The 15,043-nt window shown below is 69.8% G+C and carries 16 protein-coding genes; 8 read left to right on the forward strand and 8 right to left on the reverse strand.

Going from position 1 to position 15,043, the window contains the following annotated elements; genetic code table 11:
* Window positions 1-78: 78 nt before the first annotated feature.
* A complete protein-coding gene (locus tag M3148_RS10130; protein WP_251304577.1) occupies window positions 79-1,086 on the forward strand; it encodes a LacI family DNA-binding transcriptional regulator in 1,008 nt (335 codons plus the stop codon).
* 66 nt (window positions 1,087-1,152) lie between these two features.
* Here M3148_RS10130 and M3148_RS10135 read toward each other — a convergent pair whose 3' ends face one another.
* The 3 genes from M3148_RS10135 to M3148_RS10145 form a co-directional block, all read right to left on the reverse strand.
* The gene (locus tag M3148_RS10135) at window positions 1,153-2,412 is read right to left on the reverse strand and encodes an ABC transporter substrate-binding protein (RefSeq protein ID WP_251304578.1); all 1,260 of its coding nucleotides are present in this window, start codon (window positions 2,410-2,412) and stop codon (window positions 1,153-1,155) included.
* Window positions 2,413-2,537: 125 nt separating this feature from the next.
* Window positions 2,538-3,386: a carbohydrate ABC transporter permease gene (locus M3148_RS10140; protein ID WP_251304579.1), complete on the reverse strand. Its 849-nt coding sequence runs from the start codon at window positions 3,384-3,386 to the stop codon at window positions 2,538-2,540.
* Entirely contained in the window at window positions 3,379-4,239 is an 861-nt protein-coding gene (locus tag M3148_RS10145) for a carbohydrate ABC transporter permease (RefSeq protein WP_251304580.1), read from the reverse strand. The genes M3148_RS10140 and M3148_RS10145 overlap by 8 nt, the downstream gene beginning before the upstream one ends.
* Window positions 4,240-4,641: 402 nt before the next feature.
* Between M3148_RS10145 and M3148_RS10150 the strand changes: the two genes are divergently transcribed.
* From M3148_RS10150 to M3148_RS10160, 3 genes are read left to right on the forward strand one after another with little or no spacing between them, the layout of a single operon-like run.
* Window positions 4,642-5,862 carry an N-acetylglucosamine-6-phosphate deacetylase gene (locus M3148_RS10150; RefSeq protein WP_251304581.1) on the forward strand — a complete coding sequence of 407 codons (1,221 nt, stop codon included), beginning with the start codon at window positions 4,642-4,644 and terminating at the stop codon, window positions 5,860-5,862.
* Entirely contained in the window at window positions 5,859-6,656 is a 798-nt protein-coding gene (locus M3148_RS10155) for a 6-phosphogluconolactonase (RefSeq protein WP_251304582.1), read from the forward strand. Before M3148_RS10150 ends, M3148_RS10155 begins: the two co-directional genes overlap by 4 nt.
* Window positions 6,653-8,080: a tagaturonate epimerase family protein gene (locus tag M3148_RS10160; RefSeq protein WP_251304583.1), complete on the forward strand. Its 1,428-nt coding sequence runs from the start codon at window positions 6,653-6,655 to the stop codon at window positions 8,078-8,080. The genes M3148_RS10155 and M3148_RS10160 overlap by 4 nt, the downstream gene beginning before the upstream one ends.
* A 111-nt stretch (window positions 8,081-8,191) precedes the next feature.
* Here M3148_RS10160 and M3148_RS10165 read toward each other — a convergent pair whose 3' ends face one another.
* Window positions 8,192-8,839, reverse strand: coding sequence for a TetR/AcrR family transcriptional regulator (locus M3148_RS10165; protein ID WP_251304584.1), 648 nt, complete (start codon window positions 8,837-8,839; stop codon window positions 8,192-8,194).
* A 316-nt stretch (window positions 8,840-9,155) separates the two neighbouring features.
* Here M3148_RS10165 and M3148_RS10170 point away from each other — a divergent pair, with 316 nt between their 5' ends.
* Window positions 9,156-9,554, forward strand: coding sequence for an STAS domain-containing protein (locus M3148_RS10170; protein ID WP_251304585.1), 399 nt, complete (start codon window positions 9,156-9,158; stop codon window positions 9,552-9,554).
* 153 nt (window positions 9,555-9,707) lie between these two features.
* Here M3148_RS10170 and M3148_RS10175 read toward each other — a convergent pair whose 3' ends face one another.
* Entirely contained in the window at window positions 9,708-10,349 is a 642-nt protein-coding gene (locus M3148_RS10175; protein WP_251304586.1) for a dihydrofolate reductase family protein, read from the reverse strand.
* Window positions 10,350-10,412: 63 nt separating this feature from the next.
* The gene (locus tag M3148_RS10180) at window positions 10,413-10,862 is read right to left on the reverse strand and encodes a DUF6069 family protein (RefSeq protein ID WP_251304587.1); all 450 of its coding nucleotides are present in this window, start codon (window positions 10,860-10,862) and stop codon (window positions 10,413-10,415) included.
* Window positions 10,863-11,046: 184 nt separating this feature from the next.
* Between M3148_RS10180 and M3148_RS10185 the strand changes: the two genes are divergently transcribed.
* The 3 genes from M3148_RS10185 to M3148_RS10195 all read left to right on the forward strand — a co-directional run bounded on the left by M3148_RS10185 (window position 11,047) and on the right by M3148_RS10195 (window position 13,513).
* Window positions 11,047-12,204, forward strand: a complete 1,158-nt coding sequence (locus M3148_RS10185) for a sensor histidine kinase (RefSeq protein ID WP_251304588.1) — start codon at window positions 11,047-11,049, stop codon at window positions 12,202-12,204.
* Window positions 12,192-12,848 (forward strand): response regulator transcription factor, encoded by a 657-nt coding sequence (locus M3148_RS10190; protein WP_251304716.1) that lies wholly within the window; start codon window positions 12,192-12,194, stop codon window positions 12,846-12,848. Before M3148_RS10185 ends, M3148_RS10190 begins: the two co-directional genes overlap by 13 nt.
* 113 nt (window positions 12,849-12,961) lie before the next feature.
* Window positions 12,962-13,513 carry a hypothetical protein gene (locus M3148_RS10195; protein WP_251304589.1) on the forward strand — a complete coding sequence of 184 codons (552 nt, stop codon included), beginning with the start codon at window positions 12,962-12,964 and terminating at the stop codon, window positions 13,511-13,513.
* 145 nt (window positions 13,514-13,658) lie between these two features.
* Here the strand turns inward: M3148_RS10195 and M3148_RS10200 are convergent, their stop codons facing one another.
* Window positions 13,659-14,234: a hemerythrin domain-containing protein gene (locus M3148_RS10200; protein ID WP_251304590.1), complete on the reverse strand. Its 576-nt coding sequence runs from the start codon at window positions 14,232-14,234 to the stop codon at window positions 13,659-13,661.
* An 80-nt stretch (window positions 14,235-14,314) separates the two neighbouring features.
* Window positions 14,315-14,932: a dihydrofolate reductase family protein gene (locus M3148_RS10205; protein ID WP_251304591.1), complete on the reverse strand. Its 618-nt coding sequence runs from the start codon at window positions 14,930-14,932 to the stop codon at window positions 14,315-14,317.
* Window positions 14,933-15,043: the final 111 nt, after the last annotated feature.

The raw sequence follows: 15,043 nt of genomic DNA on the forward strand, positions 1-15,043 counted from the left end.
GACGCAGCGAGCCAGCGTTCACCGGATGCCGCCGCCGCAACAAGTCAGAAGACGCACCGCTCAAGCATGGAGGACGACGTGAACGTGACCCTGGCGGATGTCGCTCGTGCCGCGGGAATATCGCCGTCAACGGTGTCTCGAGCCCTTTCTGCCCCCGGCATGGTGAACGTCGAGACTGCAAAACGTGTGCGCCGCATTGCGCGCGAGATGGGCTACGTCTCTTCCCACGTTCCTCGGCAACCCGCAGGGCCTCGGACAGAGGCGATCGGCCTCATCGTGCCCGACATCGCCAACCCCTTCTTCCCACCCATCATCAAAGCCGTCCAGGCGCGTGCCGGGGCGCTGGGCCGCACAGTCGCCGTCGCCGACGTCGACGAGTACGCAGCTGATGAGATCCGTCGCGCCGAGTTCCTAGCGAGCAGGGTGGACGGCCTCATCATCGCGTCCGCGCGCAGCGCCGACGAGCAGCTGGAGGAACTCAACGACAAGCTGCCCCTCGTGCTCGTGAACCGCCAGCACCCGAACATCTCGAACGTCACTATCGAGAATGCTGCCGGCATTCACGAGGCCGTCGAGCACCTCGCCGCGTTGGGTCACCGAACGATCAGCTACCTCAACGGCCCGAAGCGATCGTGGTCCAACACCCAGCGCCAGACGGCCGTCCGCGAAGCATGCGCGCAGAATGACGTCGAGCTCATCGAGTTCGGCCCATTCGAGCCGCAGATCCAGGCCGGCGCACACGCAGCTGACCTTCTTAACGCCTCCCCTGCTACCGCCGTTATCGCCTACGACGACCTCATCGCGCTCGGCGTCATGGCTCGCCTCACAGAGCGCGGGGTCAGGGTTGGCCCGGAGATGAGCGTGGTCGGCATCGATGACAGCCCGATGTCCGGCATGGCGTACCCCACTCTCACGACCGTGCACGTCCCAGGTGCCCACGCCGGCGTGCAGGCGGTCGATATGCTGCTCGACCTCATCGACGCCCATGTCGAGGGCGAGCCTTCCTCCCCGCTCCAGCGGTCCACACAGATCGAGACGCGGCTGCTCGTGCGCAGCTCTACCGCTCCAGCGCCGTCCCGGGCATGACGCCACACGTCGAAGCGGGCTCCGGTCCCGTCCGGGGACCGGAGCCCGCTGAGGCGGGTGGACGTCCTACTGGGTGCCGAGGTTGGAGTCGGCGATCATGCCCTCGACCTGCTCGAGGAAGCCGTCAACATCGGTGCTGCCCGTGAGGTACTCCTGGAGCATCTGCTTGCCACGCTCCTGGATGACGGGGAGGTCGCGGTACATCGGTGCGGGAACGGAGAGGCGGACGAACTCGTACATGTCGTCCTTCCAGTCGGCCTCGATCTCGTCGAAGTAGGTGGTGAGGACGGGCAGCTTGCCCCACTCCTGACCCGCACCGACCTGGTGCTCGGACATCATCGCCTCCCGGATGAACTGAAGCGCCAGCTCCTGGTTCTCCGACTCGGTGGGAATGATGACGCCCGCACTGAACCCGAAGGACCCGTTCTCCAGCGAACCAGGCATCGCAATGACCTCGGCGTTCTCGACGCCGATGGTGGGGGCGGCCTCCGGCACGCGGGAGGCCGTCTCGAGCAGCATCGGCAGCCCGCCGGCGTTGAAGTTGCTCCGCCCCGCGTCCTTGTTGGCGAATGTGTCGACGGAGAACACGCCCTCCTCGACGCCACGGCGCCAGATTTCGAGGATCTCGCGCATCTCGGGGGTGTCGAAGGTCAGCGTGGATCCGTCGTCGGCGAAGATGTCACCGCGCGCCGCCTGCTCGACGGCGAGCATGGTCGGGACGGCGTTCGGCCCCCACTGAATCGTCATCCCGGGACCGCCCGTGTGCTCGGAGAGCGCCGCCGATATCTCGTACAGCTCCTCCCAGTCTGCCGGCACGGGAATGTTGCCGTCCGCGTCCAGGAGGTCCGCCTCCTCGAAGAAGGTGCGGTTGGCGCTGATGTTGTAAACCTCGAGGCCGAAAGGAATGGCGAACTGCACGCCGTCGAGCTCGGTGAACGACAGCGACTCCCCGACAAAGTTCTCCTTCGCGAGATCCCCCGTGAAGAAGTCCGTCGTGTTGAAGTCGATGATGAGCCCTCGAGTGAGGAACTGGACCGCCGTGGAGGCCCCGTCGACGACGACGATGTCCTGGTTGGAGGTGCCCTGGCTCCACTGCAGCGCGAAGTTCGACAACGCCTGGTTGTCGGCGTACTCCACGAGGTTGACGGTCACGCCCGTCTCTTCCTCGAAGCTCTCTGCCATCTGATTGAGGTAGAGCTTGTCGCTCATCCACGCCTGAATAGCGATCGTCAACGTCTCGTCGCCACCGGCGCCGGACCCGGCGGTCGAGCCGTCCTCGCCTTCGTCGTACGGGGTGCCGCTGCAGGCCGCCAGGGCGAGCAGCATCGTTGCGCCCCCCAGCGCGGTAATCCTCCGACCGTTACGGGTCATGGTCTTCCCTTTCCCAATCGAGAGAGTTCCGGACGCCACCAGGTGACGACGCCCGTTCGTGACAGGTCGCGCAGGCGCGGTCATCCCTTGACCGCCCCCTGGGCGACCCCCTGGACGATGTGCCGTTGGAAGATGGCGAAGATGATGATGGGCGGCAGGACGGCCAGCGTGATGACCGCCGCGAGCACGCCGTACTCCCAGACCTCGCCCTTGAGCAGCGTGAGACCGACCGTCAGCGGCATGGCGGGCGGGTCGATCGCGAGGGTCTTTGCGAGCGTGTACTCGCCCCAGATGTTGTACGTCGTGATGACAGTGACGAGGATGAGGCCGTTCTTCGTCAGCGGGACCATGATCGACCACCACCGCCGCAGGCGGGAGGCGCCGTCGATCTGCGCCGACTCCTCGATCTCATCCGGGATGTCGTCGAAGTTCGCCTTCATGATGAGGATCGCGAACGGCAGGCACACCGCGACGTTCGGGAGGATGAGCCCGAGGTTGGTGTTGAGCAGACCAGCCGCGTTCTCCATGAGGAACATCGGCACGAGAAGGATGGCGAGCGGCACGGTGAGCGTCGCGATGATGGCTGCCAGGAGCAGCCCGGAGCCCCGGAACTTCACCTTCGAGAAGCCGTAGCCAGCGAGCATGCTCAGCAGGATGACGAGCGCCACGCCGCCAAGGGTGATGACCACGCTGTTGGTGAAGTACGCACCGAAGTGCCCCTCCGCGACCTCCTGGTAGTTCTCCAGGGTCCACTGCTGCGGGAGGATCGTCGGCGGCGTCACGAAGACCTCAGCCGCCGGTTTGAAAGAGTTGAGGACGATGTAGATGAGAGGCGCGAGGAAGAGGACGGAGATCGCAACGAGCGCGACGTTGACGAGCGAGCTCCGCCCGACGCTGTGCACGCTCCGGTCCTTGGTGGCGCTACGCACGCTTGCCCGCCTTCCGCATGGTCACGAAGTAGTTGAGGCCGATGAACGCGAGGATGATGACGCCGAGGATGTAGCCCATCGCCGACGCGTAACCCATCTCGTAAAAGCTGAACGCAGTGAGGTAGACCTGCTGGTAGAGCACGAGGGTGCTCGTACCTGGCCCACCGTCGGTGAGCACCATCGGCTCGACGAAGACCTTGAGCGCCTGGAGGATGGCCCAGGTCCCGGCGATGACGAAGGTGGGTCGCAGGTTCGGCATCACGATGTAGAGCGTCCTGCGCCATCCGCTAGCGCCGTCCATCTCCGCGGCCTCGAGCACCTCCTGGGGGATTGCCTGGAGCCCTGAGAGGAAAAGGATGGTCATGAAGCCGACCGTCGCCCACAGGGAGAGCCCGACGACGGCCGCCATGGCCGTGCCGCCGCTGCTGAGCCACGCCCGGGTGAGGCCTTCCAGCCCGAGGACGTTGCCGAGGACGTGGTTGAGCAGGCCGTAGTTGGGCTGCAGGATCCACACGAAAATGAGGCCCGCGAGAGAGAGCGGCACCACGATCGGCATGAAAATGGCCGAGCGGTAGAAGGAGCTCAGCCGCAGCTTGCGAAACAGGAGGAGCGCCAGACCGAATGATGCTCCGGTGACCAGCGTGAAGTAGAAGATCGCGTAGACGAGGGTGTTGCGCAGACTCGTGAGGAACTGCGCGTCCTGGAACGCGCTGGTGTAGTTGTCGAGTCCGACGAACCGAGGACTCTCGTCGTAGACAAAGTTGTACTCGGTGAAGCTGAGGTACCCCGAGTGCAGCAGCGGGTACAGCATGAACACAAAGATGAAGAGCGACGCCGGCAGAACGAAGAGCACTCCGGCAAGCGTCGAGCCGCGCCGCCGCCTTGCTCGCTGCGGAGCGAGGGGTGGTGGCTGCTCGACAACTCCCCGAACCGATGTCGCGACAGGTCCTGCCATCGTCTCGTGCCCCTCTACCTCGCCGTAGGTGGGTTGCACCACAGAGTGCAACTTTGTGAAGGTGACTGTAGAGCATGCAGCATGCTGCAGCAACCACCTCCCACTTTCCTATGTCTGGCGTGCCAGGGTCCACGTGCGGGGCCGCACCGAAATGCCGCAGCTCACCACTGCGAGGCAGCAGTGGCATCCGGAGCATTGGGCGATTGCAACGCTTGCAGTTGATCGCAGCATGTTGCTACGTTGTGCAGCACGCCGGCTCAACACCGTGGTGGGTCGGGGATCTGCAACGAAGGAGACTCCGTGGGGCACACCGTGTCAGCGAGTGCGGCGAGTTCCGGGCGCACTGCCTACGCCGGACCCGAGATCGTCACCGGCCACGACGTCCTGTCCGACCATGCGGTCCTCGTGTCCGACGGACGTATCGAGGCGGTGCTGCCTCGGGCGCAGCTTCCAAGTGGCGTTCGGGTCACCGATCTCGGGCCGGGCTACCTCACCGCGGGACTCATCGATGTCCACGTCCACGGCGCAGCTGGACGCGGGTACCACGAGGCGACACCGGAGGCTTTCGCCTCCATCGGCACAGCATTGCTCGCGGCCGGTGTCACGACAGCTCTGCCGACACTCGCGAGCGCACCCGTGCCCGACCTCAGCACTGCGCTAGACGCGCTCGAGGCGTTCCGCGGAGCCTCGGCCATCGGCCCCTCCCTACCGGGTGCTCATCTGGAAGGCCCCTACTTCTCGCACGGGCAGCGCGGTGCACAAGACTCAACTGCGCTTCGTGTGCCCAGCGACGGCTCCGTGGAGATGCTGCTCGAGCGAGCCGACGCCATCACCATGATGAGCTTTGCGCCGGAGCTCGACGGTGCCGTTCACCTGACCGAGCGGCTCGTCGCCGCCGGCATCGTCGCTGCCGCGGGGCACACCGACGGCACAGCGGACGACCTCGCGCGCTGCGAGGCCGTCGGACTCAGCCATGTCATCCACGTCTTCTCCGGCCAGTCCACCACGCTACGACGGGGGCCGTGGAGAGTTCCGGGAATGCTCGAGGCGACGCTCGCGTCGGACACCCTCACGGTCGAGATGATCGCTGACGGCAAGCACCTGCCACCCCTCCTCATGCGCCTCGCGCACCGCGGGGCCGGCGACCGGCTGTGTCTCGTCTCCGACGCCACAGCAGGAGCCGGGCTGCCTGAGGGCAGCCGGTACGAGATCGCGACCACGAGCTACGACGTCGTCGACGGCGTCGGCATGACGCTCGAGCGCGACTCTTTCGGCGGGAGCACCACTCTACTCGGGCACATGCTGCCGATCGCGCGGGACGCCCTCGGGCTCCCGCTGCCCGACCTCATCACCATGGTGACCTCCGTCCCCGCGCGCGCCGCCCGACTACCTGACGTCGGGCATCTCCTGCCCGGCTACCGGGCCGACCTCACTCTGTTCGACCACGACCTCGTGCCACGCGCCGTCGCCCTGCGGGGCACGTGGCACACCACCGCACCGACGGAAGGAACGATTCGATGACCAGCACGCACTACGGAGATCTCGAGGTCACCGTCCTGCCCACCAACGAGGAGGCAGGTGCCGTCGCAGCGGAGGCCTTCGCCGTCGCCGTGAGAGAGGCGCTAGCTACGAGGGATGAGATCGCTGTCATCCTCGCGACCGGCAACTCCCAGCTCGCCTTCACCGAGGCGGCGACGGCCCGGGACGACATCGACTGGTCGCGTATCACCGTGCTGCACATGGACGAGTACCTCGGGATGTCGGCCGAGCACCCCGCAAGCTTCCGGCGGTGGATGCGGGAGAACCTCGCCGAGAAGGTCAACCTCAAGGCACTCGAGGGCGTCAAGGGCGACCACGAGCCTGTCGAGGAGGAGCTCGCTCGCTACACGCGGCTCATCGAGGAGCTGGAGCCGGCTGTCTGCGTCATGGGAATCGGGGAGAACGGCCACCTCGCGTTCAACGACCCGCCCGCTGACTTCGAGACACCCGATCTCATGCGCCTGGTGGCGATGGACGAGGTGTCCCGGCAGCAGCAGGTCGGCGAGGGGCACTTCTCCTCGTTGGCGGAGGCACCGACCCACGCCCTCACGATGACCATCCCGGCGCTGCTCCGTCCGGCGACGGTGCTCGTCAACACGCCCGAAGCGCGGAAGGCGGCGATCGTCAAGGCAGCACTCGAGGGCCCGATCACGCCGGCGGTGCCGGCCTCGATCCTGCGCCGCCAACCGCACGCCCGCTTGTTCCTCGATGCCGACTCTGCGGCTCTGCTCGACCCCGCCACGGCCACCGCTGGATCACCGACGAGGTCGTCATGAGGGCGCCGGTGAATCAGCTCGTCGCCTCCGTGGAGCGCGACTCCTACGGACGGCGCACCCTCGCGGTGAGCACTCCCCACGCGCCGGACCTCGATCTGTTCGAGGGCGTGAGCGCTTCTGCGGGCAACGGGTACCAGCTCACCGGCCCCCTGTCGCCCACCAACGCCGCGGCGCTGCGCTCCACGGTCGACAATCTCCGGCCACGGCCGCTAGGCGTCGGCCGCTCGATGGGAACCGGGGACCGGCTCGGCCTGGCGACGCCCGGGCACGTGCGTGCGTTCCAGAGGCATGGACACGGCGTGACCCCTGTGTTCGCCCAGCAGTCCATCCGCGAGATGGACCGGCTCGGCCGGACGGCCCAGGAAGTCCTCGATGACGCGACCTTCGGATGCGTCGAGGCCGAGTGGAACGGCGCCGTGGGCGCCGACACCGACCACATCAAGACCACAGAGGGCATCGACCGCGGTCTCGATGCTGGGTTCACCACCTTCACTCTCGACCCCGGCGACCACGTCGTGGACCCGGACACCGCGCGAGGCGATATCTCCGCGCTCGTGCCCTGGGGAAGTCTCGAGGACGACCCAGCGGCACTCGTCCGGCGCTACAGCGGTACGAGCATCAGCGTCGCCGGGACGCCGCTCGTCATCACGGAGGACCAACTGCTACGCGGCGCCGTCAAGTACGGCGCCGCCGTAGCGGATACCGTGCGTCTGAGCCGCCATCTTCGGGAGCGCGCCCGCCACGACGTGGAGATCGAGGTGGCCATCGACGAGACGGACCTCGTCACGTCCGTTGCCGAGCACTACTACGTCGCCGCCGAGCTGCAGCGTCTCGGGGTGGACTGGGTGAGCTTCGCCCCGCGGTACGCGGACGGTTTCGAGAAGGGGGTGGAGTACCTCGGCCGGGTGGACGACCTCGCGGTGAACCTCCGTGGCCACGCCGCAGTAGCCGAACAGCTGGGCGGCTACAAGATCTCGCTGCACTCCGGTTCGGACAAGTTCAGCATCTATGCCGCGGCGGTCGAGGCGACCGGCGGGCACATCCACCTCAAGACGTCCGGCACGAGCTACCTCAGCGCCCTCGAGGTCGTGGCGCTGCACGAACCGGACCTCTTGCGGGAGATGTACGCAGTGAGCCGCGAGTCATACCGTCGCTCCCGCGCCACCTACCAGGTGTCGGCGGACGTCGACAGCACGCCGGACCCGGGCGCCGTGAGCGACGGAGAGCTGCAGGACCTCGTGGCAACGTTCGACAGCCGTCAGATCCTGCACGTGGGCTACGGGGATGTCCTCACCGCCACGGATCGTGGTGGGAACCGCTACCTGGACGTAGCGCTTCGTGAGGTGCTCGCACGTCACCACGAGCTGTACGCGGACATCTTGGCGGACCATCTGGGCCGCCACCTGGAGCCGTTCGCCGGCTGAGGGTCGGATGGTGGTGCCGGTCCTTTTCGGAACGGCACCACCACCGTCGAGCGCGGCTCCCCCGTCGGGAAGGCAACGATGCCCGCTGGTGCGGCATGTGCCGCCGCCCAGTCAGTCCGCCTGACCGAGGAGCTGGCGCTGCAGCCCGGCGACGAGCATGTCGAGGCCCTTGTCCAGCTCGGCGACGCCGTCGTAGGTCGCGAGCTCGTTGGCGAGCTCGCGCACGTGAGGAAACTCCTGCGGCGGGAGGCGGTGGAGGCCCAGACGGAGCAGGGCGTCACTCTCCTCCGGATCGGTGACCACCTCCTGCAGCTCGGTGAGGACGTGGCCGTAGAGGAGCCCGAAGAAGGTTCGGTAGACGTGTAGAGCGTCGGCCGGTGAGAAGCCGGCATTGATGAGCAGGCCGAGCAGCATCTCGAGCGGGCGCAGCGTGCCGCGCGGGCGCAGCCCGAGAGGCGTGGCCAGCGGACGCGTGACGAGCAGCGGCACCATGCGGGGGTGGGCGAGCGCGAGCTCCCGGAAGCCGTGAGCCACGCGCCGCAGCTCGGTGACCCAGTCACCCGTGACGGGGGTACTGACCAGCTTGGCCAGGACGCTCTCCACGAGACTGTCGAGCAGCGCGTCCCGACTGTCGGCATAACGGTAGAGGGCCATCGGGGTGCAACCGAGCTCGCGCGCAAGCCCACGCATCGACAACGCCTCGATCCCGTCGGCGTCGACCATGTCGAGCGCCGTGGTGAGGACACGCTCGCGGCTCAACGGCTCACGCCGGCTACCACCGTTCCCCTTGGAGACTGCGTCGACCGTGGTCCGTTCGGACGTGGGCACTGAGTTCCTTCCGGTGCAGCGCGGCACCAGACCGAGAGGCGGCGCCGCGCTTGCGTAGATGTACACCGTAGACTTACTCTGTCGACTGACGCAACCGGCGAATCTCGATCCCGACCTATATCCGCACCATGCTCTGCGGTACGCTCGACCTCCGCGGCTCAGCCTGCGACCTTCTCCCACGTGCGGGTGCCCATATCCAGATCACCGACAAGACAGCGGCGCCTGTCTTGCCGGGAGAGAAGAGGCCATGATGGCTGCTCACCCCCACACCCCCCTACCTGCAGCGGGCAGCGTCACGCTCATCGCGTCGCCGGACCGCGTTCGGCTCATCCTCAGCGGTGAGCTCGACATGCTCATGAAGACTGAGCTGCTCGACGCCGTCCACGAGGCCGTGCTGCACGACGTCCGGGTCGAGGTCGACGTCCGTGATGTGACGTTCATGGACTCCTCGGCGCTCGCCGCCCTGAGCCGCCTCATCCAGGCGTCCGGCGAGCGACCGACGTTCATCAGCCCGCCCCCCGTGGTGCGCTTCCTCCTGGACGTCACCCGGATCGGTGAGCTCGTCGACATCGTGGGCGCGGACGGCGAGCCGCTCGAGCCGTCCATGGCCGAGCCGAGCCCGAGCCCGAGCGCGCACAGCGACTGACACCACCGGGGCCTTGTGGCCCCACCACACCGGGCGAGCGGCAGCCATGCCGCTCGCTTTTGGCGATCACGGTCCTCCCCCGGCCGCCGTCGCACACGGGCCCGCCGCCGGGACCACCGCCCACGGCGCCCCTTCGGGAACGAGGCTGCTGCCTCAGGGCTCGACGGTGACCTCCCGCCCGTCCTCGACGGCGTACGTCCCCGATCCGAAGGGGGCAGGTCGCAGGACGCGGTAGACCGCCCCGCCGTCGAGCACCTGGGTGTCGACGACCTCGAAGCCGCTCGGGGCCGCGCCGTCGTGGAAGAGCCGCTTGCCCTTCCCGACGACGACGGGGAACTCGATGACGCGGTACTCGTCGACCAGGCTCTCGTTGTGCAGCGTCTGGATGAGCTGCCACGACCCGTGGACCTGCAGCTCCTCCCCCGGCCGCTCCTTGAGGGCGCGGACCGAGGCGGCGACGTCGTCGGCGATGATGCCGGCCGTGTTGTCCCACACAGGCGTGGTGAGCGTCGTCGAGACGACGTGCTTGGGAAGGCCGTTGAGCTTGCCTGCGACGGGATCGGCGGGGTCGGTGACCTGCGGCCAGAACCCGGCCATGATCTCGTAGGTGACGCGGCCAAAGAGGAGCTCGGTGGTCCGCTGGAACCAGGCGTCGACGACGGCGCCGAAGGCCTCGCCGGCGACGGGGACCATCCAACCGCCGCGGTCGAAGCCGCCGCTGGTGTCCTCCTCCGGGCTGCCGGGGCCCTGCATGACGCCGTCGAGGGAGACGAAGGTGTTGACGGTGACCCTCATGGCTGGGGTCCTTCCCGGTGCTGGTGTGCTGTCCCAGGTGTGGACCCCGGCCACGGAGCTAACTCATCGGGCGGCCTGCGGGTGAAGGGCACCGGACCGCTCGCTCGAGGACACGCTGCGGGCGGTGCGGCCGAGGCCGGCGATGATCGTCGCCCCGACGGCGACGTGCATCGCCACGAGGACGGCCCCGGCGGTCACCGTGGTCGCCTGGAGCAGCGGCGGGACGAGCGAGGCGACGAGCACGGCAAGGGCGACCCTCGTCCACACCGTGCGCGCCCGGGCACCGGCCCGCTCGAGCACGGCCAGCAGGCCCCAGCCCGCGAGCGCGGCGACGACTCCGGCGGCGGCGACCGCCGGTGCACCGACGACCATCTCACCCTCCCCGGCGCGGGCTGTCACCTCGACGCCGAGGACGGGGACGGTGACGATCCAGACGGCCAGCCCCGCCGCGGCGGCGCCGGCGACGGTCGCTCCGCGCCGCGCCCGTGTCTGCGTGGTTGATGACGAGCTCATGGTTCCTCCTGGTGCTCGGGTACGCCCTTGTGTTCGGGTACGCCCTTGTGTTCGGGTACGCCCACGCTCTCGCCGCCCTGCGCCCGCGGTCATCGGCCGCCCGGCCACGGCCGGTGGCCACTCGGACCAGGCCGGTCGACCTTCGGCGGTTCCGCCAGGCCGGGCCTCTCCGTACGCTCGCTGGATGACGGCCGACCCGTGCACCGAGCCCCCGCGGGGCCGGCGTCCGTCCCGCCGGACGGTCGCCGCCGCCACCGCGGCGATGGGCCTGCTGAGCGCGTGGACGCTGGTCGGCGAGCGCAGCTCCCCGGGCAGCCCCGCGGCCCCGCTGGCCCTCGACGTCACGGTCAGCCTGATTGCGGTGGCGCTGATCCCCGTCCTGTTCCGGCGCCCCGTCCCCGCCGCCGTCGCGCTCGCCGTGCTGGCGGCCCTCGCACCGACTGCCACGCCGCCGTCGACTGCCGCCACCTACGTCGTCGGCCGCTACCGACGGCTCAGCACCGCCGCCGCCGTCGCCGTCGCCGGTGTCGCGGGGCACGCGGTGAGCGGGCTGTGGCGGCCGGTGCACGGGCTCGCGTTCGGGTGGTGGCTGGTGCTCGTGCTCGCCACCCACGCCGCGCTGCTCGCCGCGGGAGCCCTGGCGCAGGCCCGCAGCGCCCTGCTCGCCGGCCTCACCGAGCGGGCCAGGAGCGCGGAGGCGGACCGCGATCGCTTGGTCGCCGAGGCGGTCACCGCGGAGCGGACCCGGATCGCCCGGGAGATGCACGACGTCCTCGCGCACCGGCTCTCCCTGCTCGCCACCTACGCCGGCGCGCTGGAGTACCGGCCGGACTCCTCACCGGAGCGGCTCGCCCAGGCTGCGGGGGTGGTGCGGGCCGGCGTCCACCAGGCCCTGGAGGAGGTGCGCGACGTCGTCGGCGTGCTGCGGGACGACCCGGCCGTGGGCGGGGTACCGCCGCCGTCCCCCGACCTCGACCAGCTGGACGCGCTCGTCCGCGAGGCACGGGCGGCCGGGGGCGAGGTCGACGTCGTCGTCGCGCTCGACGGCGTCCCGCCCGGGATGGCCGGCCGGACGGTCTACCGCCTCGTGCAGGAGGGGCTGACCAACGCCCGCAAGCACGCCCCGACCGAGCCCGTGCGGGTGCGGGTGAGCGGCGGCCCGGGCGCCGGCGTCGAGGTCACCGTGTCGAACCCGCTGCGGCCGGGGCGGGCCGACATCCCCGGGTCCGGGACCGGGCTCCTCGGGCTCACCGAACGGGTGCGGATCGTCGGCGGCCGGCTCGAGCACGGTCCCGACGGCGGGGAGTTCCGCCTGTCCGCGTGGCTACCATGGCCGCCGTGACGGTCCGGGTCCTCGTCGTCGATGACGACGCACTCGTGCGCGCCGCGCTCGTCATGATGCTCGACGGCGCGCAGGACATCGCCGTCGTCGCCGAGGCCGCCGACGGCGCGGAGGTGCCGGCGGCACTGGACCGCCACCCCGTCGACGTCGTCCTCATGGACCTGCGCATGCCGCGGGTCGACGGCGTCACGGCCACCGCCCGCCTGCGCGCCCGCCCCGGCGCCCCCGCGGTGCTCGTCCTCACGACCTTCGACACCGACGAGGAGATCCTCGGGGCGCTGCGCGCCGGCGCCTCCGGCTACCTGCTCAAGGACACGCCGCCGCCGCGGATCGCCGAGGCGGTGCGCCGGGCCGCGGCCGGGGAGGCGACGCTGTCCTCCGCCGTCACCCGGCGGCTCGTCGAGCAGGCCGTGGACCACGCCGACGTGGCCGACGACGCCCGCACCCGGCTGGCCGCGCTGACCGCCCGGGAGCGGGACGTCGTCGCCGCCGTCGGGCGGGGACTGACCAACGCGGAGATCGCCGCGGAGCTCCACGTCTCGGTCGCGACCGTCAAGGCGCAGGTCTCCCACATCCTCGCTGCGCTCGACGTCGGGAACCGCACCCAGGTCGCGCTCCTCGCCCACGACGCGGGGCTGGTGTAGCAGCGGGCCCGGCCAGGTGCGCACCCGCACGGCACGTGGGCCCTTCGACCCCTCATCCGGGGCGCCGGGCGCCCGACCATAGGGGTACAGCCGCACTCTCCCCGGAGCCCACCGTGACCGCAGCGTCCCTCCTCCACGAGCCCCACCTCTCCTCCCGCGACCACGCCGAGCGGGTCCTCGCGGCCCTGCACCGCGACGACGTCGCCCGTCATCTTCTCGGTGACCAGCCGGCCCCCACGGCGCGCCAGGTGGCGACCACGCTGCGGGCGCTGGCCGACTTCCCGCTGTGCCTCCGCATCCTGCCTCAGGGCTCGCGCCGCGACCGCAACGGCGACCAGGCCAGCGGGCTCGCGCTGTACCTGGAGGGCTTCGCCGACCAGCTGGCCCACCACCGGGCGAGCACGCCCTACGACCCCCGCTACTGGATCCTCGGCGAGCCGGTCACCGTCCGGCTGCTGCGGCTGGTGTCGACCGCCACCGCCCTCGACGCCGCCGCCCGCCCCAGCGCGCAGCAGATCGCGGCGACGCTCCTCACGCTGGCCGACACGCACGGCCTGGAGCTGCCGCGCCGGATGGTGGAGGTCGCCGGCGATGGTGACCTCCCGTGGAACGGGGCCACCGGCATCGGCGCGTTCTTCCGGGAGCTTGCCGACCTCGTCTGCTGAGGCCCGGTTCCCGGCGGCGACGACGACGGCGCGTACCCCGCCGCCGTCGTCGCCGCGCTTGACGCCGCGCGCGTTGGATCAGGTGGGCGACACGCAACGACGGCGTGGACCGGCAGGGCTGGTCCGCGCCGTCGGTCCGCGAAAGTCAGGCGTCGGTGTTGCGACCGGAGAGCTTGTCGCGCAGCCGGTCGATGAACCCCACGCCGGGGCCGAGCGTCTTGTGGAAGAGCTCGGAGTGCGGGGCGCTGGGGTGCGGGCGGGTGGGCGCGGCCTTCATCGCGGCCTCGACCTTCTCGCGCAGCTCGACGAGCTCCTCCCGGGGGATGTGCTGGCGGAGCTTGGGGAACTGGTCGGTCTCCTCGTCGTTCGCGTGGTGCTTGAGCAACGCGTGCATCTCGCGGATCTCCTGCAGGAACCGGGGGTCCTCGGAGTCGAGGTCCTCGATGCGCTTCATGACGTCGACGAGCTCGTCGTGCTCCTTCTTGTCGTGCTCGACCTCCTCCTTGCCGTTCGGCACGTGCTTCTCGATCACCGGGTAGACGTGCATCTCCTCGGCGACGGCGTGCCGCATCACCTCCGCGATGAGCGTGTCCGCGAGGTCGCGGCGCTCCTTCGGGCCGGCGGTCTCCTGGATCTCCTCGAGCAGCGCGATCATCAGCGCGTGGTCGTTGGTGAGGAAGTCGACGACGTCCTGCTCGGCGGTACCGGGGGTCTGGCTCATGGAACTGCCTCCTGTGTGTGCGTCCTTGCCTCTTCGCAGGGTAGGCCGGGGCCGAGGGGCGGGCATGTCGGGCGACGGGCTCAGGCGCGGTCCCGACGGCGGTAGCGGCTCACCACGACGCCGGACGACAGCGGCCACGACTCGGCGAGCGCGAACGTCGAGGGCGTGAACCCGGCCGTGAACAGCCGCTTGCCCGTGCCGAGCACCAGCGGGTAGACCGCGAGGCGGTACTCGTCCACCAGGTCGTGCTCTCCCAGCGTGCGGACCAGCTCGGTGCTGCCCCACACGCGCACCTCCCGGCCGGGCTGCTCCCGGATGTGGCGGACGTCCGCGACGAGGTCCGGTCCCAGGAGGTGGGAGTTCACCCAGCTCAGCTCGGTGAGCGTGCGCGAAGCCACGTACTTCGGCACCCGGTTGTACCGCCGCGTGAGCTCGCCGGTGAAGCCGTCGGCGTTCTCGTCCCACACGCCCCACGAGCCGGCGAAGATCTCGTAGGTCCGGCGTCCGAGGAGCAGCGCGTCCGTCCTCGACTCCCACTCCTCCACAAGGTTGCCGTAGCCCTCACCGCCGTGCGCGGCGTCGTAGTCGGCCGCCCATCCGCCGTGCGGGAACCCGCCGTCGTCGTCCTCGTGCGGTCCCCCACCGCCCTGCACCACGCCGTCGAGGGTGAGGTACGCCTGCACCACGATCTCGCTCATGCCCGTGCTGACCGGCGACGACGGCGGAACTCGTCGGGCCTACCCGATCGGGTATCCAGCGCGGGCACTGCTTCGCCCCGCGGTGCTGGGACCCTGGGAGCACGCGTGGTC

The organism is Georgenia satyanarayanai (assembly GCF_023715365.1).
GTDB lineage: Bacteria > Actinomycetota > Actinomycetes > Actinomycetales > Actinomycetaceae > Oceanitalea > Oceanitalea satyanarayanai_B.

What these genes read in the sequence shown, in the direction of transcription:
- M3148_RS10205 (WP_251304591.1), bottom strand. Translation starts at nt 14,932, where the DNA reads ATGAGCGAGATCGTGGTGCAGGCGTACCTCACCCTCGACGGCGTGGTG.
- M3148_RS10180 (WP_251304587.1), bottom strand. Translation starts at nt 10,862, where the DNA reads ATGAGCTCGTCATCAACCACGCAGACACGGGCGCGGCGCGGAGCGACC.
- M3148_RS10190 (WP_251304716.1), top strand. Translation starts at nt 12,192, where the DNA reads ATGGCCGCCGTGACGGTCCGGGTCCTCGTCGTCGATGACGACGCACTC.
- M3148_RS10155 (WP_251304582.1), top strand. Translation starts at nt 5,859, where the DNA reads ATGACCAGCACGCACTACGGAGATCTCGAGGTCACCGTCCTGCCCACC.
- M3148_RS10170 (WP_251304585.1), top strand. Translation starts at nt 9,156, where the DNA reads ATGATGGCTGCTCACCCCCACACCCCCCTACCTGCAGCGGGCAGCGTC.
- M3148_RS10175 (WP_251304586.1), bottom strand. Translation starts at nt 10,349, where the DNA reads ATGAGGGTCACCGTCAACACCTTCGTCTCCCTCGACGGCGTCATGCAG.
- M3148_RS10135 (WP_251304578.1), bottom strand. Translation starts at nt 2,412, where the DNA reads ATGCTGCTCGCCCTGGCGGCCTGCAGCGGCACCCCGTACGACGAAGGC.
- M3148_RS10200 (WP_251304590.1), bottom strand. Translation starts at nt 14,234, where the DNA reads ATGAGCCAGACCCCCGGTACCGCCGAGCAGGACGTCGTCGACTTCCTC.
- M3148_RS10185 (WP_251304588.1), top strand. Translation starts at nt 11,047, where the DNA reads ATGACGGCCGACCCGTGCACCGAGCCCCCGCGGGGCCGGCGTCCGTCC.
- M3148_RS10160 (WP_251304583.1), top strand. Translation starts at nt 6,653, where the DNA reads ATGAGGGCGCCGGTGAATCAGCTCGTCGCCTCCGTGGAGCGCGACTCC.